Below are 18,746 nucleotides of genomic sequence, written 5' to 3' on the forward strand. Positions count from 1 at the left end.
CACAATGCTAACGTGGCCCTTATTGACCCGAAGGAGACACCTGCGTGCTGATCCTCAAACTGCTGCTGATTCCCGGTTTCCTGCTGCTGATTTCCCTCGCGGGCAAGCGTTGGGGCCCCAGCGTCGCCGGGTGGCTGTCGGGGTTGCCGGTGGTAGTCGGGCCGATTCTGTTTTTCCTCGCCATCGAGCAAGGCCCGGCGTTTGCCGCGCAATCGGCGGTGGCGGCGCTGTCGGCCATGTTTGCGATGATCGCGTTTTGCATCACTTACGCGCAGGTGGCGCAGCGGGCGAGCTGGCCGCTGGCGTTGGTGGTTTCTTTATCGGTCTGGGCCGTGCTGGCGTTGATCCTGTCGCTGATACCGGCCTCTCTGCCCCTCTCGATTGCCGCCGCTGCAACTGCCCTTCTTGCCGCGCCATACCTGTTTCCCAAGGTGCAACCGGTGGTGAGTGGCCCGGCGCCGAAGTCGGACAAGCTGGTCTGGCGGATGATTGCCGGGGCCGCGCTCACGCTGGTGGTGACAATGCTGGCCAGCACCGTCGGCGAACGCTGGAGCGGTCTGCTCGCGGTGTTCCCGGTGCTCGGCAGCGTGATGGCGGTGTTCTCCCAGCAGACCCGTGGCCCGGCGTTTACCGCCGCGTTGTTGCAGGCGACGGCGACGGGGATGTATTCGTTTTCGGCGTTTTGTCTGGTGCTGGCGCTGACGGTTCCCAATCTGGGTTTCGGTGGTTTCGTGGTGGCCGTGGCCGTTTCGGTGGCGATGCTGGGCGTCACCCGGCAGTTGCTGGCCAAACCCGCGTCGGCACCTTCGCCGAACTGAACCCGCCCGGACAAACCGCTCTGGAGTGCCAGGTGTGCTCCGTGGGATGATCGCCGCCCAAGCGCGACCATCCCTCGGAGATTCGAATGTCATTGCTTAGCAAGAAAGCCGTCGTCCTGTTGCTGGCGGCGGTGGCCGGTTTCGGCGCCATCAATGCTCAGGCAGCCAAGGCCAAAGAGAAGGCTGTCACCGAGAAAGTCTCGATGCTGGAAGGCAAATTCAGTTTCGTCCTGCCCAAGGGCTTTGTCGGCGACCCGCTGCCCGCCGGCCCGACCGGTGCCAAGGGCACCATGTACAGCAACGACGCCACCAAGACTGTGGTCATCGTCGCCGAAAACCAGATTCCCGAAGGCAAAAACGTCAAGGACAACGACAGTGCGTTTCTGGACGGCACCGTCTCCGATTTCATCGACGCCCAACGCAAGGCCCTGCCGGACTTCAACAAGCTCAGCGAAAAGAGCCTGACCCAGAAAGGCAACGGCCTGGGCCTGCGCCAAGTCGACAGCACCGCCACCCAGGGCGGCGGCCAGACTCTCAACACCACGTTGCTGGCCGGTTCCGGCACGCGCATGGCGCTGGTCCAGGTGATTTCCCGGGCCAGCGACAAGAGCGGTCACGAGGCGCTGGTGAAAACCATCCTCAAGGAAAAATGATCTTCACGGGTTGAGTTGCTGCAACCAGTCGTTCAAATCCCGAAGCTCGGCCGCGCTGATGCTGTGGCCGACGCCGGGATAGGCATGAAATTGCGTTTTGTACGACAGCTTCTGCAACAACGCATCGGCTTCGGTGCCACCGCTGTACGGCACCCGGTCATCCGCCGTGCCGTGGCCGATGAAGATTTCCAGCGGCGGATGCTGTTGCTCCGACTTCAGCTCGCTCTTGAGCACCGGCAACAGCCGCCCGCTCAACGCCGCGATGCCACCCACCGCCGCTGGCTGCCGCAGTCCGACCTCGTAGGTCATCATCGCGCCCTGGCTGAAACCGATCAGGTACACCTTCTCCGGTTGCGCGTGATATTTCTGCGCTGCAGCGGCAATAAAGGCCCGCAGTTTCTGGCTGCTGGCCTTCAGATCATCAGTCTCGCCGTTGTAGGCACCTTCGCCTTTCTTGCGAAACCACTGGAAACGCCCTTCTCCCAACGCCATCGGTGCCTGCACCGACAGGTAGTTGTACTGCTTGGGCAGCTGAAATTTCATACCGATCAAGTCTGCTTCGTTGCTGCCATAGCCATGCAGGAAAATCACCAGCGGACGCGGTTCGGCGTCCGGGTGCACCTGGGCCAGGTAGTTGAGCGGCAGATCGTTTTGCAGCGAGGTCTGAGCCTGAACGGCAGTGGACGCCAGCAGCGTCAACAGCGCAAACACCTTCAACATAAGCCTTCCTTCACACAGTGCAGGGTTCGGGGCAGAGCCTAACACTGTGATCCGGAGGATAGGGTGTCAGTCGTTGATCAGCTTCCCGACTCGAATCGGCTCACGCCCCGCCACTTTCGCCTGCCAGATCCCCGGCTGGGTGTAGCGTCCGCGATCGATGGCGAACAACACGCCGCTGGTGCCGGCGCGAACGGTGGTCACGCGGTCGTTCAGCGGATCGACCACTTCGAACAGCGCATCGCCACGCTCGACCCACTCACCTGCATCCCGCAGGAAACTCACCACGCCGTGGTGCGGGGCGAACAGGTATTCGGTGCCTTCGAACGGCATGCCTTCGCAGCATTCGTCCGGCGCTTTCGGCCATTCGCCGCTGATAAAGCCCTGCTCGGCCAAGAAGCCCAGGATCGCCTCGCAATTGGCCTGGGCCTGATCGACGCGGGTGTCGCCCATGCTACCCAGCTCCAGGGTGGTGGCGAGGTTGGCCGGTGGAATCGCCGCGTTCGGGAAAGCCCGGGCCAGTCGCAACCACGGCGAGGAGCAGGATTCATCGAACGAACTGCCGCCGGAGTCTTCACACAACAGCGCCACGCCAGCCTTCAGCCGTGCGGCGAGGGATTGCCACTGTGGCCAGTGCTGCGGCAGTGCGTAAATATGAATTGCGGCGTCGAAGTCGCAATGCAGATCGAGGGTGATGTCGGCCTCACAGGCGTGGCGCAGCAACAGACGGTGCAGTGCTTCCAGTTGCGAGGCCGGGGCTGGTAGTTCATCGAGTACCTGGCCCATGGCCTGGCGGATCAGCGCGATGTTGGCTTGGGCATCACCGCCCAACTGACTCCCGATGCGCTCGGCCACCGGCGCGCTGAGTTCGACGAAGGAGCGGTTGAAATTCTTGCCGCTGCCCAGCTCGAAACGCCCCATGTGACTGCCTTGCAGGTGCTGATCGAGGCCGATCGGGTTGGCCACCGGCACCAGTTCGATCACGCCTTGCAACTGGCCGTTGCTTTCCAGTTCGGCCAGGCGTTTTTTCAGCTCCCACGCGGTGCGCATGCCCGGCAGTTCATCGGCGTGCAGGCTGGCCTGGATGTAGACCTTGCGCGGGCCGGCGCCGTAACGAAACACGCTCAGGGAACGTTCGCTGCCCAGGTGGCTCCAGGGCAGAAGGTGGTCGATGCGTTGCATGGGGAACTCCGGAAATTCTGTAGTCGTTGCCGAGGCAATGACTGCATTGAAAATGTGCTGACAGGATAAATCACGGGCGAAAAAAAAGTGGCCACCGCGTCAACGGGGCCACTTTTTTCTACGGCGTATTAATGGCCGTACACGTCAAAGTCGAAGTACTTGTCCTGCACTTGCTTGTACTTGCCGTTGGCGCGGATTTCGTTGATGGCGGCGTTGAATTTCTCCGCCAGCTCGGTATCGCCTTTACGCACCGCAATACCGGCGCCACCGCCGAAGTACTTGGCGTCTTCGTAGGTCGGGCCGACGAATTCGAAGCCTTTGCCGGCGTCGGTTTTCAGGAAGCCGTCGCTCAGGTTGACCGAGTCGGCCAGCATCGCGTCGATACGACCGGAGACCATGTCCAGGTTGGCTTCCTGCTGCGAGCCGTAACGCACCAGCTCGATCCCGGCCGGCACCAGCACTTCGGTGGCGTAACGGTCGTGGGTACTGGCACGCAGCACGCCGACTTTCTTGCCTTTGAGCTCGACCAGCGGGTCTTTCACGCCGGAACCGGCCTTCATCACGAAGCGCGCCGGGGTGTGGTAGTACTTGATGGTGAAATCGACGTTTTTCTTGCGGTCGTCAGTGATGGTCATCGAGGACAGGATCGCGTCGATCTTCTTCACTTTCAACGCCGGGATCAGGCCGTCGAACTCCTGCTCGACCCAGGTGCATTTGACTTTCATCTGCTCACACAGCGCGTCGCCGATGTCCACGTCGAAACCGGCCAGTTTGCCGTCAGGGGTTTTCATCGAGAATGGCGGGTAACCGGCTTCGATACCGATACGGATCGGCTTGGCGTCTTCGGCCACGGCGGTCAGGGACAACATCGACAGTGCCAGGGCACCGAACATAACCAGCTTTTTCATTTATTACTCCCGTGTGCGGAGGCTTTTATTGGCAGCTTTCGATTGTCAGGTTCGGCCTTGGGCTGTACAGCGCAAAAAAACCGAAGTGGCCGGCAGTCTATGGCGGCGCGCACGGGGCAAATTGTTTTTAAGCGACAAATACTTACAGAAAATCGGCGAGTGCCATCACGTGGGAAAAGTGTGCGCCGGAGCGGTGCGAGGGTTGTAGGACAAAGCCGACAAAAGTGCCGCCGAAGCGGCAACCCTCCGGCTATCAGCAATCGCAGGCGATCGGCGCGGTGGCGACGCGTGGTGTCGCAACACTCAACTGAAAGCCTTCATCCAGCCACCCGGTCACTCCACCGATCATCTCCTTGACCGGATAGCCCAACGCCGCCAGCTTCACCGCGGCCTTATTGGCACCATTGCAGTGAGGGCCGGCGCAATAAACCACGAAAAGCGTGTTTTTTGGGTAGTCCACCAGCCCTTCCGCCGTCAGCAAACGCCCGGGAATGTTGATCGCCCCTGGCACATGTCCACGCTCGAAGGCCAGCGGCCCGCGCACGTCCACCAGCACAAAGTCGACTTCGCCGGCCTGCTGGCTGCTGAAGACATCGGAACAATCGGTTTCGAAGGTCAGACGGTTGCTGAAATGCATCAGGGCAATGGCCGAAGGCGCTGCAGGAATCTCGCGAACCAGGCTGGGCATGTTGAATCACTCCGTTGTCGGTGGGCATGAACAGACTTTATCGAGGCGCCGCTTGCCGCTACAGTGGCGCACAAGACACTCACCGGGAATTTTCCGCCAAATGCCTGATTCACCTGGATTGGTCGCGATTCTGGCCTACGACGGCCTCTGCACATTCGAGTTCGGCATCGCCGTGGAGATCTTTGGCCTGGCCCGGCCGGAGTTCGATTTCCCGTGGTACGCGCACTGCATTGCGGCGGTCGATCAAGGGCCGATGCGCGCGATGGGCGGGATTCAGGTGCTGGCGGACGGTGGTCTGGAATTGTTGGCGGATGCGCGGACCATCATCATTCCCGGCTGGCGCGACCGAAATGCGCCGGTGCCGGAAGCCTTGCTTGAAGCATTGCGTGATGCCCATTCACGCGGCGCCCGGTTGCTGTCGATCTGCTCCGGGGTGTTTGTTCTGGCGGCCAGCGGCCTGCTCGACGGGCACGGCGCCACCACTCACTGGCGCTACACCTCGGAGCTGGCCGAGCGCTTTCCGGCCATCGATGTCGATCCGGATGTGCTTTACGTGGATTCCGGCCAATTGATTACCTCGGCCGGCAGCGCAGCCGGGATCGACGCCTGCCTGCATCTGGTGGCGCGGGACTTCGGCACCCAGATCGCCAACTCGGTGGCGCGACGGCTGGTGATGTCGCCACAACGTACCGGCGGTCAGGCGCAATTCATTCCGACGCCGGTCAGCCCGACGCCGCGCAGCGATCTGTCGCGCGTGATGCAGTGGGCCCGCGAGCGCCTGCACGAACCGCTGGAAGTGCGCGATCTGGCCAGCGAAGCGGCGATGAGCGAACGCACCTTCCTGCGCAAATTCAGCGAAGCCAGCGGCCAGTCACCCAAGGCCTGGTTGCAGCACGAACGCCTGGCCCGAGCCCGGGAATTACTGGAAAGCACGCCGCAGAACACCGAGCAGATCGCCTTGCGCTGCGGTTATCGCTCGGTGGAAAGCTTTCGTGTGGCGTTTCGCAGCGTGGTCGGGGTGCCGCCGTCGGTGTATCGCGAACGCTTTGGTCGAGAGATCAAGGCTTGCGCAACAGATAAGTGTCCATGATCCAGCCATGCTCGACCCGCGCAGCTTTGCGCACCCGCTCGATCTCATCGGCAACGTCGCTGAGCTTGCCATGGATGAGGATTTCGTCCGGCGTGCCGAGGTAGGCGCCCCAGTAAATCTCGGTCTCCCGATCCGCCACCTGGTGGTAGGAATCTTCCGCGTCGAGCATCACCACCAGACTGTCCGTGTCACTCACCTGCCCCGCCGCCAGGCGTCGGCCGGTGGTGATCTCAATCGAGCGGCCGATGGTGTTCAACGGCACCTTGTGTTGCGCCGCCAAGGCCTGAACGCTGGTGATGCCGGGAATGACCTCGAATTCAAACGCACATCGCCCCGAGGCCAGAATCGCCTGCAGGATGCGAATGGTGCTGTCGTACAACGCCGGGTCGCCCCACACCAGAAAACCGCCGCACTGCCCGTCAGACAATTCGTCATTGATCAGGCGTTCGAAGGTTTGCTGCTTGGCGCGGTTCAGATCATCGACGCTGGCGCTGTAGTCCACATCGCCACGCTCGCGTTCCGGGCTGTGGGCTTCGGCGAAACGGTAGGTACGATCGGTGATGTAGCGTTCGCAGATTTCTCGCCGCAGGTCGATCAGCTTGTCCTTGCTCTGGCCCTTGTCCATCAGGAAAAACACGTCCACCCGATTCAGCGCCTTCACCGCCTGCATCGTGATGTAGTCCGGGTTACCGGCACCGATGCCGATCACCAGCAATCGCTTCATTACTCTGCTCCTTCCAGGCTCATGCCGGACAAGCGTAGTCGCCAGCGCCCGGCAAATCGCAGATCGACCGCCGCCAGCGGCTCGACATCCAGGCTGTGAAACGCCTCACCCTGCACGACCTGCATCAAGGCAGCACGAATCACGAACGGATGGGTAACCGCCACCACGTGCCCTGGGGTGGCTTGCAGTGAAACCAGCCACGCGGCGACCCGCTCACGCAACTGCGCCACCGACTCACCGCCATGGGGGGCGGCGTGCGGATCTTCGAGCCAGGTTTGCAAGGCCTCGGGTTCGTTCCGTTGCAAATACTTGATCGACTGACCTTGCCAGCGTCCCCAGTCGCAATCACGCAGGGCCTGATCGATTTGCGCTTCATGGCCGAACCACGCCGCCGTCTGGCGAGTGCGCAGTTCCGGGGCGCAAATCAGACGCGATGCTGTGTCGAAACGCAAAGCCAGCGAGCAGGACGCCAGCGCCGTTTCTTCAACAGGTTCGTTCGTAGGAAAACACGCCAATTTTTGTGCGACGGTTCTGGCATGGCAGATCAATGTCAAACGGGTGGTCTGCACGGGGAGTCACTCGGCTGGAAGACAGGACGGTCATCGACAAAGTCGCTGATGCGGCGGCAATTGTGCCGTAAACCGGGAGGCTCCGGACAAGTCGATTGATGCCTTAAGCATTTGAAAGCGGCAATGTCTGACACCACGATGGGCAATGGACTACAAGACTGATCGACATCCGTGTAGCCCTTGCGTTACGGGCATTGCGCCCCATTTTGGGGCCTGGTCTAAACGCCGAAAAATTCGCTAGACATGTAGCGCCAGTTACATAAATACTGTTTTAACGGATTGTGAAGCGAATTCAACACCCCATCCAGCAGGAGCCCGGATGCCCCCTTTAAGAGACCTGATCACCGACCCCGGCCTTGACCTGACGCCGTCGGAGCGCAAAGTCGTTCGCGCCTTGCTCGATCTGTATCCACGCAACGGACTTGGCCCGATGGCGCGCCTGGCCGAACATGCCGGCGTCAGCGATCCGACCATCGTGCGGCTGGTGAAAAAACTCGGCTTCGGTGGTTACGCCGACTTCCAGGACGCCCTGCTCAGCGACATGGACCATCGCCTGCGCTCGCCGCGTACCCTGTTGCAGCCGCGCTCGCATCAGAACAAGGACGATGCCTGGAGTCATTACCTGGCTCACAGCCACAACCTGCTGGCCGAAACCCAGGCCCTGACCCAACCGGAAGACGTGCGCATTCTCGCCGACTGGCTGCTCGACACCCGGCATCAGGTCTACTGCTTCGGCGGACGCTTCAGCAGCCTGATGGCGACTTACCTGCTCAATCATTTGCGTCTGCTGCGCCCCGGCTGCTTTGCGCTGGAAGACAACGCGCAACTGCCCGATCGTCTGTTCGATCTGCAACGCCAGGACGTAGTGCTGGTGTTCGACTATCGCCGTTACCAGACCCAGGCCTTGCGCGTGGCCAGCGCCGCGAAAAACAACAATGCTCGCGTCGTGCTGTTCACCGACATCTATGCCTCACCGCTGCGCGAACTGGCCGACATGATCATCAGCGCCCCGGTGGAGTCGGCTTCGCCGTTCGACACGATGGTCCCGGCGCTGGCTCAGGTTGAAGCACTGATTGCCTGCCTGACCCTGCGCAGCCCGGACCTGGCCGATCGCCTGGAAGGCATCGATGCCCTGCGCAACGACTTCGACACCCACTTGCTGGAGGATAAATAAGGATGTTCAGCCTTCCCCATCGCTCGCCACGGGACCTACCGTTTGCCATCGACCACACCGCCCTGTTGCTGGTCGACATGCAGCGCGCCTGGCTCGAGCCGCAGTTCGACCCGCACCTCGAAGGCCCGGAAGCCGCGTACTTCCTCAACCGCACGCGCTCGCAAGTGGTGCCCAATCAAGTCCGCCTGCTCAAGGCCTTCCGCGACGCTCGGCAGAACGTGCTGCATACCCTGATCGAAAGCCTCACTGCCGACGGCCGCGACCGCTCGCTGGACCACAAACTGTCGGACATGCACCTGCCCAAGGGCAGCCCGCAGGCACAGGTGATCGCCGAACTGAGCCCGGTGGAAAACGAAATCGTGCTGCCGAAGACCTCTTCCGGGGTTTTCAACTCGACCAACATCGACTACGTGCTGCGCAATCTGGAAACCCGTCACCTGATCATCGCCGGGATCGTCACCGACCAATGCGTGGACATGGCCGTGCGCGACGCCGCCGACCGTGGCTACCTCGTCACTCTGGTGGCGGACGCCTGCGCGACCTGGACCGAAGCACGCCACGACGCCTGCCTGAACGCGATCAAGGGCTACTGCTGGATCACCGACACCGACACCGTGCTCGGCCGGTTGCAGGAGATGCAGCCATGAGCGAACGCCTGTCGCCGTTGCCGATGACCACCATCGTCACCACCGACCTGATCGGCGTCACCCGTGGCCGCTCGTTTCCCAGCGATGAGCTGGAGCACTATCAGGCCGCCGGTTGTGGCTGGGTGCCGGCCAACAGCGCGTTGACGCCGCAGGACATCATTGCCTCGACCAGTCCGTGGGGCGCTTATGGCGACCTGCGGCTGATTCCCGATCTGGCCAGCCGCGTCACCGTCGGCAACGGTCCGGACGCCGCAGCGCCGGCGCTGGATTTCATCCACGCCGACATCCGCGAGACTGATGGCCGGCCATGGGCGGCGTGCCCGCGCACGCTGTTGCGCAACGAGGTCGAGCGCTACCGCGATGAGCTTGGCCTGCAGATCAACGCCGCGTTCGAACACGAATTCAACCTGCACGCCGGGTTTGCCGAACATTTGGCGTTCTCGCTCGAAGCCCAGCGCCAGGGCGCCGAATTCGGTGGCTGGCTGCTCAGCGCGTTGCGCGCCGGGGGCGTCGAGCCGGAAATGTTCCTGCCCGAATACGGCAAGCACCAATACGAAATCACCTGCCGCCCGACCCTCGGCGTGGCGGCAGCCGATCGCGCGGTCAACGTGCGCGAGATCACCCGCGAAATCGCCCGGCAGATGGGCCTGGATCTGAGCTTTGCGCCGAAGACCGCTGCCGACGCGGTGTGCAATGGCGTGCACCTGCACGTCAGCCTGCTCGATCTGGCCGGTCAGCCGATGTTCTACGACGCCGGCACCAGCAATGGCCTGTCGACCCTCGGCCAGCATTGGGCGGCGGGTGTGCTGCATTACTTGCCGGCACTGTGCGCGTTCACTGCACCGACGCCGGTGTCGTATGAGCGTTTGCAACCGCATCACTGGAGCGCGTCCTACGCCTGTCTGGGCCAGCAGAATCGCGAAGCGGCGCTGCGCATCTGCCCGACCGTGAGCGTGGGCAACAAGCCCGTGGCGAGGCAATACAACCTGGAATTCCGCGCCATGGACGCCACCGCCTCACCGCATCTGGCAATGGCTGCGCTGCTGATCGCCGGACGCCTGGGCATCGAGCAGCGTCTGGCGCTGAACGCGATCACCGATGAAATCCCCGATTCACTCAACGACGAACAACGCAAGGCCCGGGGCATCGTTGCCCTGCCCGCCTCCCTGGCCCAGGCACTGGATTGCCTGCGTCGCAGTGAAGCGCTGGTCGAAGCGCTGCCAAGCGCGTTGCTCGATACTTTTTTCGCCCTTAAAACCGAGGAACTGGCGCTGACGGAACAGCTCTCGCCCGCTGATCTTTGTGAGCACTATGCACGCCTGTACTGAATCCGTTGAGCTTGGGTTGTACACCCGACCGGTCTACAACCTGAGCCGTGAAGATTCGACGCACCCGCTGATTCTGGTGTGCGAACACGCCAGCCGCTACATCCCCGAGGCCCTGAACAACCTGGGCCTGGATGACACGGCCGCGCGCGAACACATCGCCTGGGACATTGGAGCCCTGGCGCTGGCCGAGCAACTGTCGGAGCGACTGGGTGCGACGCTGCTGAGCGCCAATTATTCGCGCCTGCTGATCGACCTCAATCGCCCCCGGCATGCGCCCGACAGCATCCCGGCGCAGAGCGAGATCTACCAGGTGCCGGGCAACCGCGAGCTCGACGAGGCCACCCGCGAATACCGGCGCCAGTGCCTGTTCAAGCCGTTTCACACGCGCCTGCAACAACTGATCGATGCACGTCTGGCCGAAGGTCGACCGGTGCGGGTGGTAGGGATTCACAGTTTCACCCCGGTGTATTACGGCCAGCCGCGCGAGCTGGAAGTCGGCGTACTGTTCGGTCAGGCCCGGGCCTATGCCCAACGGATGCTCGACGGTCTGGAACGACACCCGCTGAAAGTCGCCGGCAACCAGCCGTACAAGATCGACCCGCTGGGCGACATGACCGTGCCGGTGCACGGCGACGCCCGGGGCCTCGATTCGGTGTTGATCGAAGTGCGCAACGACCTGCTGCGCAGCCCGGAAGCGGTTTCTCGCTGGGCGAATTATCTGGCACCACTGCTGTAAAAAATGTTGTAACCACTGCTGATGCTGTAAACGACGGACCGATATAACAACTAAAACGACCGATTGGCTGACAAGGAGTTGCGCTTCATGGAAATAGAAGAGTTCGGCTACAAACAGGAGTTGAAACGTAGCCTGACACTGACCGACCTGGTGGTGTACGGGATGATCTTCATGATCCCCATCGCCCCGTTTGGCGTGTATGGCTACGTCAACGCCGAGGCACCGGGGATGGTGCCTCTGGCGTACATCATCGGCATGGTCGCGATGGTTTTCACCGCGCTCAGCTACGGCAGCATGGCCCGAGCCTTTCCGATTGCCGGATCGGTGTATTCCTACGCGCAACGGGGTCTGAATCAACACGTCGGCTTCATCGCCGGCTGGCTGATGCTGCTCGATTACCTGCTGATTCCGCCGCTGCTTTACGTCTACGCGGCGATGGCGCTCAACCATCTGTACCCGGACATCCCGAAAGTCGGCTTCATTCTGGCGTTCCTGGTCAGCGCGACCTTCGTCAACCTGCGCGGCATCACCTTCACTGCTCGCATGAACATCCTGTTCCTGCTGGCGCAACTGGTGGTACTGGGGATTTTCCTGTTCTACGCCTGGAACGCCCTGCACAACGGTGGCGGCAACGGCCAGTTGACCCTCGCGCCGCTGTATCACCCGGAAACCTTCAACTTCGCCCTGCTGATGCAAGCGGTGTCGATTGCGGTGCTGTCGTTCCTCGGCTTCGATGCGATCTCCACCCTCGCCGAAGAGATCAAGGGCGATCCGGGCCGCAGCGTCGGCAAAGCGGCGTTGATCACGCTGGTGGTGATGGGTGTGATTTTCGTCGCGCAAACCTGGATCGCTACCGATCTGGCAGCGGGCATGGGCTTCAAGTCCGCCGACACTGCGTTCTATGAAATCGCCGAAATCGCAGCCGGCAGCTGGCTCGCGACCTTGACCGGCGTGGCCACGGCCCTGGCCTGGGGCGTGGCGGTGGCAATCACTTCGCAAGCGGCGGTCTCGCGCCTGCTGTTCGGCATGGCCCGCGACGGCAAGTTGCCGAAAGTGCTGGCCAAGGTGCACCCGAAACACAACACGCCGTACCTGAGCATTTATCTGGTGGCCGTGCTGTCGCTGGTGATCTGCTACCTGTTCATCAATTCGGTGGACACCCTGACTTCGCTGGTCAACTTCGGTGCCCTGAGCGGCTTCATGCTGCTGCACCTGACCGTGATCAACTACTACTGGCGCCGGCAGAGATCCGGACAGGTGATCCGTCACCTGATCTGCCCGGTGATCGGCTTCATCATCGTCGCGGCCATCATGTACAACATGGGCGTCGATGCCCAGAAACTCGGCCTGATCTGGATTGCACTGGGTCTGGTGTACCTGTTCTTCCTGAACAAGCTCGGCGCCAGTACCGCGCTGCCTGACCCGAGCAATGGCTGACAAGAAAAAGAGCGGCGTCTGACAACAAATCAGGCGACCGCCGCTTTAACGCGTGGAAACCGACAGTGATAGTCAGGTTCGGCGAATGGGCCGAACCTTTTGATACAGGAGTGCATCCATGCTGGTCTTACGTCCAGTCGAGCCAAACGACCTGCCTCAATTACAACAATTGGCGCGCGACAGCCTGGTAGGCGTCACATCCCTGCCGGACGACAGCGAACGCCTGGGCGAAAAAATCGCCGCGTCCTGCGCCTCGTTCGACAGCGATGCGGCGGCTCAAGGCCCGGAGAATTACTTCTTTGTGCTGGAAGACATCGACAGCCATCGACTGGTCGGCTGTTCGGAAATTCTCGCCACCGCAGGTTTCAACGAACCGTTCTACAGCCTGCGCAACCGCCACTTCACCAGCGCCTCGCGGGAGCTGAACATCGAGCACGGCGTGCCGGCGCTGTCGCTGTGTCACGACCTGAGCGGGCACACACTGCTGCGCGGTTTCCACATCGACGCGGCACTGGTGCGCACGCCGTTTTCCGAATTGCTGTCGCGGGCACGGCTGCTGTTCATCGCCGCCCACGCGCCACGTTTTGCCGAAGCGGTGATCACCGAAATCGTCGGTTACAGCGACGAGCAAGGGCATTCACCATTCTGGGATGCGCTGGGCAAACATTTCTTCGACCTGCCCTACGTCGAGGCCGAGCGCCTGTGCGGCTTGCAGAGCCGTACGTTTCTCGCCGAGCTGATGCCGCAATACCCGATCTACGTGCCAATGCTGCCGCAAACGGCGCAGGACTGCATCGGCCGCATTCACCCGGACGGCCAGGAAGCCTTCGACATCCTCGAGCGCGAAGGTTTTGAAACCAACAGCTACATCGACCTGTTCGATGCCGGCCCGACCTTGTATGCACGTACCGCCAACATCCGTTCGATCGCGCAGAGCCAGACCGCCACGGTTCAGGAGCAATCCCTGATTGATGCCCGCGGTCGCTATCTGGTGAGCAATGAGGCGCTGCATGGCTTTCGGGCGGTGGTCGCCGAGCTGGATTTCCAGCCCGGTCAGCCCCTGGCGCTTGACCCGGCCCTGTGCGCGGCGCTCAACGTCCGCACTGGCGGTACGATCCGGATGATCGCCCTGTGAACCGCGCCCCTACCCAACGACAGTGCCCGAGCAGGCGCGCAAAAGGAGTTGCAGCATGATTGTCCGTCCGGTCCAAGTCAGCGACCTGCCAGCGCTGATGACGCTGGTGCAACAGGCCGGGCCGGGGTTCACCACCCTGCCCGCCAACGAAGATCGCCTGGCCCACCGGGTGCGCTGGGCACAACGGGCGTTCGCCGAGCAGGTCGAGCGGGCCGATGCCGATTACCTGTTCGTGCTTGAAGACGACGAACAGCGCGTGGTCGGCGTCAGCGCCCTGGCCGGGGCCGTCGGCCTGCGCGAGCCGTGGTACAACTATCGGGTCGGGCTGACCGTCAGTTCGGCGCCGGACCTGGGTATTCAGCGGCAGATTCCGACGCTGTTCCTCAACAATGAACTGACCGGCCAATCGGAACTGTGCTCGCTGTTCCTGCGCCACGACCAGCGCCACGGCAGCAATGGACGTCTGCTGTCGCTGGGGCGTTTGCTGTTTGTTGCCGAATTCCCGCACCTGTTCGGCGAAAAAATGATCGCCGAACTGCGCGGCAGTGCCGACGAACAAGGCCGTTCGCCGTTCTGGGACAGTCTAGGCCGGCACTTCTTCCAGATGGACTTCAGCCACGCCGACCATCTGTCCGGGCTCGGCAACAAGGCCTTCATCGCCGAACTGATGCCGCGCCAGCCGCTGTACACCTGCCTGCTCACCGAACAGGCCCAGGCCGTGATCGGTCAGGCCCACCCCAACACCGAGCCGGCGCTGAAAATCCTCCAGGCCGAGGGTTTTGCCCATAAAGGCTATATCGACATATTTGACGGCGGCCCGGTGATCGAGGCGCCGATCCGAAGCATCCGCACGGTGCGCGACAGCCTGGAACTGACCCTGAGCATCGGCACGCCGGACGATCAGGCGCCGCTGTGGCTGATCCACAATCGGCGCCTGGAAAACTGCCGCATCACCGTCGCGGCGGGACGCCGGGTCGGCAGTAGTCTGGTGATCGACCGCCTGACCGCCAAACGCCTGCAATTGCAACCGGGCAACTCGGTGCGGGCGGTGCCGTTGCCCAATCGACAGCAGCAGGCGGTGGCGGCCTGAGCTCAAATTCCTGGAGAGAAAGCGCCTGAACAGGTTTTTCCTGGTTAACGTCCTCGTTAATTCGTCATGATCCTTGACCCATTGGCGTGATAGCCTTTTCACCTTCGGCGTTGACACCTTTGCTCAAGCCTTTCCATTCCTTTGTATTGGTGGAACTCGTATGACCAGGCTTTCTCATCAAGATTTGCGCCGTAACTTCCGTCAGCTGCTGGCTTCCGACACCTGCTATCACACCGCCTCGGTGTTCGATCCGATGTCTGCCCGCATCGCCGCTGACCTGGGTTTTGAAGTAGGGATTCTCGGCGGCTCGGTCGCCTCATTGCAGGTGCTGGGCGCTCCGGACTTTGCTCTGATCACCCTCAGCGAATTCGCTGAGCAGGCCACCCGCATCGGCCGCGTCGCCCAATTACCGGTGATCGCCGACGCCGACCACGGCTACGGCAACGCCCTCAACGTGATGCGCACCATCGTTGAACTGGAACGCGCCGGCGTCGCCGCGCTGACCATCGAAGACACCCTGCTGCCAGCACAATTCGGCCGCAAATCCACCGACCTGATCACCGTCGCCGAAGGCGTCGGCAAGATCCGCGCGGCACTGGAAGCCCGGGTCGATTCGGAAATGGCGATCATCGCCCGGACCAACGCCGGCATCCTGCCGAACCAGGAAATCATCAGCCGCACCAAGCAGTACCAGGCCGCCGGTGCCGACGGTATCTGCATGGTGGGTATCCAGGACTTCGACCAGCTCGAGCAGATCGCCGAACACCTGACCGTCCCGCTGATGCTGGTGACCTACGGCAACCCGGCGCTGCGCGACGACAAACGCTTGGCCGAACTGGGTGTGCGCGTGACCATCGACGGCCACGGTGCCTACTTCGCGGCGATCAAAGCGACTTACGACAGCCTTCGCGAACAGCGCCAGATCTTCACCCAGGCTTCCGACCTGAGCGCCACCGAACTGACCCACACCTACACCCAGCCTGAGGAATACATCCTCTGGGCCAAGGAATACATGAGCGTCAAAGAGTAACCTCGCACCACGCTACAAAGAGGCAGAGCGGCCCGACGCCATCACGAGTCCACTCGCATGGCGCCCGCCGCGAAACCGCTAGACCGCTGTCTTGAAGCCTTCCTCCCGCTGTAATGCCCGCGTCTGAATCACGTTCAGAATGGCGCATCCCTCTCGCATCAACAGATGCACTGCGCTGGTAATGCGCGTCAGATCACAATCGGAAATACCCTTGAGGTCGAGACTGGAAAAGGTGTCCGCCAGATCGCGCACGACTACAAAACGGTGCACCTGATCGTCGATCGTTCCCACGCTCCGCGTGGGAATGCAGCCCGGGACGCTCTGCGTCCCTTCCAGAGCCGAACGCGGAGCGTCCGTTGAGGCATTCCCACGCAGAGCGTGGGAACGATCAGGCGGCTGTTACCGTTTCGCCAACTCCATAATCATCCGCGACAACAGATAAATCCGCGGCGCCACGCTCTCCACCTCCGCGTATTCCTCCGGCGTATGAATGTTGCCGCCAACAATCCCGAACCCGTCCAGCGTCGGCGTCCCCACTCCGGCCGACAGGCTCGCATCCGCCGCCCCGCCGCTGCCTTCTTCGGTCAACTTGCGGCCGATTTCGCCGTAAATCCCTTGCGCCATCGCCATCAAACGATCCGACTCCGCCGTCTGCGGCATCGGTGGCAAGCCGCGTTGCAGCGAGGTCTTCACTTCGGTATCGGGGATCAACTTGTCCTGCGACACCCGCGCCAGATCCTTCTCGATCCGGTCGAACTCTTCCGGCACCGCCGCCCGCACGTCAGCCTTGGCCGTGGCCTGATCCGGGATCACGTTGGTGCGATCACCGGCCTTGAGCACGGTGAAGTTGATGGTGGTTTTCCTGGCTTCGTCGCCCAGCTTGCCCAGTTGCAGGATCTGATGCGCCGCCTCCATCGCCGCGTTGCGCCCCAGTTCCGGCGCGACGCCGGCGTGGGCCGCCTTGCCCTTGACTTCGACCAGAGCGGTTGCGCTGCCCTTGCGCCACACCACCAGGCCATCGGCCGGGCGGCCCGGTTCGAGGTTGAGGGTGACGTCGTGAAGTTTGGCGGTTTTCTTGATCAGGTCGGTGGCGACGTCCGAGCCGGTTTCTTCGCTGGCGTCGAGCAGGAAGGTGATTTGCGCGTAGTCCTTGAAGTCGAGGTTCTTCAGAATTTTCAGCGCGTAGATGCCGGCGACGATCCCGCCCTTGTCGTCCATCACGCCCGGCCCGTAGGCGCGGCCATCCTTGATGTGAAACGGTCGCTCGGCGACGGAGCCTTCCTTGAACACCGTGTCCATATGCGCCATCAGCAGGATTTTCGCCTTGCCTGTGCCTTTGAGCGTGGCGAGCACATGGTTGGTTTTTTCCGGCGTATTGGGCACCAGCTCGATGGTGGCGCCGAGCTTTTTCAGCTCGTCGATGGCGATTTCGCTGACTTGCTTGAGCCCCGGTTCATAGCCGGAACCGGAGTCGATATTGACCAGGCGCTCGAGCAATTTCAGGGCTTCGGGCTTGTATTGCTCGGCGTCGGCCAGCACTTGTTTGTGTGGTTCGGCAAAGACACCGGAGGCTGCAAAAGTGAGGGACAGACCGGCCAGCAGAGAACGACGGAAATTGAACGTCATGAATCAATCCTTGTTTCGTGTCGGGTACTGAACCGTACCTGACATCGCCCCAAGGCTCCATCCCGGATGCGACACCCGATCCGTTCAAACCGAATCGAATACCTCGCGCCGCGGCTTGTCGTCGCTGCAGCAAATCACCCGGTTACGCCCGCCGGCCTTGGCTTCGTACAGCGCCTGGTCGGCGTCATCGAGCCAGCGTGTCGCGTCGCCTTGGGCCGGATCGAGTGCCGCCAGACCGATGCTCAGGCTGACTTTCAGCGCCGGGTTCTGTTCGTACACCAGAAAGGAAAAACGCTCACGCAAGGCTTCCATCGCCTGCACCGCATTGAACAGCGGCAAGTCCGGCAGGATCACGCAAAATTCGTCACCGCCGTAGCGCCCCGCCACATCGGCCAAACGCAGGTTCTGCTTGAGCATCTTGCTCAGCTGGCGCAGGACGATATCGCCAGCCACATGGCCGTAGGTGTCGTTGATCGCCTTGAAATGGTCGATGTCGATCAGCGCAATCGCCGCACCGCTCTGCTGGCGTTTGCAGCGTTGAAACTCGACTTCCAGTTGATCCTTCCAGGCGCCGTGATTGAGCAGACCGGTGAGGCTGTCGGTGCGGCTCAGGGCCAGCAATTCGCGTTTATGCAAGCCGAGGGTGTAGGCCTGGCGAAAGCAGATCCAGCCCAGCGCCAGCGGATACAGCATCAACAACGGCAGACAGGCATAGAGCTGTGCCGGCGTGGTCATCGGGACGAGCGCGGGGGCAAACACCACCAGCCCGACGCCGACGCCGAGCAACTGCGCCGCCGCTCCGGCCAATAGAAAACGAGCACCACCGATAGCGACGTTGTTCATCGCCATCATCGAAATGGTCGTGGCACTGGGCAAGGGATTGAAGTGCATGGCGGCGACCCAGAAGCCACCGAGAAAGGCGTCGATCAACAAATTACGGTGTTCGGCGTGGTACGGAACCTTCGCCCGGCGCGCCCATTGATACGCGAGGTGCGGCCAGACCAGGCCGTTGAACAGCATCACCGCCCAGACCCAGGCCGGCGGATCGAGTGGATACATCGCGACGCTCACGCACAAAAGCCCCAGAACCAGCCCGAGGATTCGCGATGTATAGAGCCTCCTGGCCAGTGAAAGTCCCTTTCCTCCCGTTCTTCCCATAGGGGCCTCGACCACTCGACGGCACTGCGCAGACCG

19 protein-coding genes and 1 pseudogene are annotated in these 18,746 nt (G+C 62.0%); 11 read left to right on the top strand and 9 right to left on the bottom strand.

What is annotated here, in order from left to right:
* Positions 1 to 44 precede the first annotated feature (44 nt).
* Positions 45 to 818, top strand: coding sequence for a hypothetical protein (locus BMZ46_RS09125; RefSeq protein WP_074687789.1), 774 nt, complete (start codon positions 45 to 47; stop codon positions 816 to 818).
* Positions 819 to 904: 86 nt separating this feature from the next.
* Positions 905 to 1,471 carry a DcrB/PsbP domain-containing protein gene (locus BMZ46_RS09130; protein WP_074687788.1) on the top strand — a complete coding sequence of 189 codons (567 nt, stop codon included), beginning with the start codon at positions 905 to 907 and terminating at the stop codon, positions 1,469 to 1,471.
* A gap of 3 nt (positions 1,472 to 1,474) precedes the next feature.
* On the opposite strand, the gene BMZ46_RS09135 is transcribed toward BMZ46_RS09130, so the two are convergent.
* The 4 genes from BMZ46_RS09135 to BMZ46_RS09150 form a co-directional block, all read right to left on the bottom strand.
* Positions 1,475 to 2,191: an alpha/beta hydrolase gene (locus tag BMZ46_RS09135; RefSeq protein WP_074687787.1), complete on the bottom strand. Its 717-nt coding sequence runs from the start codon at positions 2,189 to 2,191 to the stop codon at positions 1,475 to 1,477.
* Positions 2,192 to 2,257: 66 nt separating this feature from the next.
* Positions 2,258 to 3,370 carry a succinylglutamate desuccinylase/aspartoacylase family protein gene (locus tag BMZ46_RS09140; RefSeq protein ID WP_074687786.1) on the bottom strand — a complete coding sequence of 371 codons (1,113 nt, stop codon included), beginning with the start codon at positions 3,368 to 3,370 and terminating at the stop codon, positions 2,258 to 2,260.
* A gap of 128 nt (positions 3,371 to 3,498) precedes the next feature.
* Positions 3,499 to 4,278 carry an ABC transporter substrate-binding protein gene (locus BMZ46_RS09145; protein WP_039767817.1) on the bottom strand — a complete coding sequence of 260 codons (780 nt, stop codon included), beginning with the start codon at positions 4,276 to 4,278 and terminating at the stop codon, positions 3,499 to 3,501.
* A 253-nt stretch (positions 4,279 to 4,531) separates the two neighbouring features.
* Positions 4,532 to 4,966, bottom strand: a complete 435-nt coding sequence (locus BMZ46_RS09150) for a rhodanese-like domain-containing protein (RefSeq protein WP_039767816.1) — start codon at positions 4,964 to 4,966, stop codon at positions 4,532 to 4,534.
* A 100-nt stretch (positions 4,967 to 5,066) separates the two neighbouring features.
* Between BMZ46_RS09150 and ftrA the strand changes: the two genes are divergently transcribed.
* Positions 5,067 to 6,056, top strand: a complete 990-nt coding sequence (ftrA, locus tag BMZ46_RS09155) for a transcriptional regulator FtrA (RefSeq protein WP_039767815.1) — start codon at positions 5,067 to 5,069, stop codon at positions 6,054 to 6,056.
* Here the strand turns inward: ftrA and cobF are convergent.
* Together cobF and BMZ46_RS09165 are read right to left on the bottom strand one after the other, a co-directional pair.
* Positions 6,025 to 6,780: a precorrin-6A synthase (deacetylating) gene (gene cobF, locus BMZ46_RS09160; protein ID WP_039767814.1), complete on the bottom strand. Its 756-nt coding sequence runs from the start codon at positions 6,778 to 6,780 to the stop codon at positions 6,025 to 6,027. The two genes, ftrA and cobF, sit on opposite strands and share 32 nt — an antisense overlap.
* Positions 6,780 to 7,349 carry a histidine phosphatase family protein gene (locus BMZ46_RS09165; protein ID WP_074687785.1) on the bottom strand — a complete coding sequence of 190 codons (570 nt, stop codon included), beginning with the start codon at positions 7,347 to 7,349 and terminating at the stop codon, positions 6,780 to 6,782. The genes cobF and BMZ46_RS09165 overlap by 1 nt, the downstream gene beginning before the upstream one ends.
* A gap of 319 nt (positions 7,350 to 7,668) precedes the next feature.
* Here BMZ46_RS09165 and BMZ46_RS09170 point away from each other — a divergent pair, with 319 nt between their 5' ends.
* The 8 genes from BMZ46_RS09170 (at position 7,669) to BMZ46_RS09205 (ending at position 15,926) form a co-directional block, all read left to right on the top strand.
* A complete protein-coding gene (locus BMZ46_RS09170) occupies positions 7,669 to 8,523 on the top strand; it encodes a MurR/RpiR family transcriptional regulator (protein ID WP_074687784.1) in 855 nt (284 codons plus the stop codon).
* Between the two features lie 2 nt (positions 8,524 to 8,525).
* The gene (locus tag BMZ46_RS09175) at positions 8,526 to 9,170 is read left to right on the top strand and encodes a cysteine hydrolase family protein (RefSeq protein ID WP_074687783.1); all 645 of its coding nucleotides are present in this window, start codon (positions 8,526 to 8,528) and stop codon (positions 9,168 to 9,170) included.
* On the top strand, positions 9,167 to 10,498 hold the full coding sequence (locus BMZ46_RS09180) for a type I glutamate--ammonia ligase (RefSeq protein WP_074687782.1): 1,332 nt from the start codon (positions 9,167 to 9,169) through the stop codon (positions 10,496 to 10,498). The genes BMZ46_RS09175 and BMZ46_RS09180 overlap by 4 nt, the downstream gene beginning before the upstream one ends.
* Complete coding sequence (locus tag BMZ46_RS09185) at positions 10,482 to 11,234, top strand: N-formylglutamate amidohydrolase (protein ID WP_074687781.1); 753 nt, start codon at positions 10,482 to 10,484, stop codon at positions 11,232 to 11,234. The genes BMZ46_RS09180 and BMZ46_RS09185 overlap by 17 nt, the downstream gene beginning before the upstream one ends.
* A gap of 87 nt (positions 11,235 to 11,321) precedes the next feature.
* Positions 11,322 to 12,671, top strand: coding sequence for an APC family permease (locus tag BMZ46_RS09190; RefSeq protein WP_039767808.1), 1,350 nt, complete (start codon positions 11,322 to 11,324; stop codon positions 12,669 to 12,671).
* A 118-nt stretch (positions 12,672 to 12,789) separates the two neighbouring features.
* A complete protein-coding gene (locus tag BMZ46_RS09195; protein WP_074687780.1) occupies positions 12,790 to 13,806 on the top strand; it encodes an arginine N-succinyltransferase in 1,017 nt (338 codons plus the stop codon).
* Positions 13,807 to 13,861: 55 nt separating this feature from the next.
* Positions 13,862 to 14,896 (top strand): arginine N-succinyltransferase, encoded by a 1,035-nt coding sequence (gene astA, locus BMZ46_RS09200; RefSeq protein WP_074687779.1) that lies wholly within the window; start codon positions 13,862 to 13,864, stop codon positions 14,894 to 14,896.
* A 160-nt stretch (positions 14,897 to 15,056) separates the two neighbouring features.
* Positions 15,057 to 15,926: an isocitrate lyase/PEP mutase family protein gene (locus tag BMZ46_RS09205; protein ID WP_007956238.1), complete on the top strand. Its 870-nt coding sequence runs from the start codon at positions 15,057 to 15,059 to the stop codon at positions 15,924 to 15,926.
* Positions 15,927 to 16,004: 78 nt separating this feature from the next.
* Here BMZ46_RS09205 and BMZ46_RS09210 read toward each other — a convergent pair.
* The 3 genes and pseudogenes from BMZ46_RS09210 to BMZ46_RS09220 all read right to left on the bottom strand — a co-directional run.
* A pseudogene (locus BMZ46_RS09210) lies at positions 16,005 to 16,196 on the bottom strand (hypothetical protein); the annotation flags it as partial.
* A 129-nt stretch (positions 16,197 to 16,325) separates the two neighbouring features.
* Complete coding sequence (locus tag BMZ46_RS09215; protein WP_074687778.1) at positions 16,326 to 17,552, bottom strand: M20/M25/M40 family metallo-hydrolase; 1,227 nt, start codon at positions 17,550 to 17,552, stop codon at positions 16,326 to 16,328.
* Positions 17,553 to 17,636: 84 nt separating this feature from the next.
* Positions 17,637 to 18,710: a diguanylate cyclase gene (locus tag BMZ46_RS09220; protein WP_039767803.1), complete on the bottom strand. Its 1,074-nt coding sequence runs from the start codon at positions 18,708 to 18,710 to the stop codon at positions 17,637 to 17,639.
* Positions 18,711 to 18,746 lie beyond the last annotated feature (36 nt).

Origin of the sequence: Pseudomonas sp. NFIX49 (assembly GCF_900115915.1) — a bacterium.
GTDB classification, from domain to species: Bacteria; Pseudomonadota; Gammaproteobacteria; order Pseudomonadales; family Pseudomonadaceae; genus Aquipseudomonas; species Aquipseudomonas pharyngis.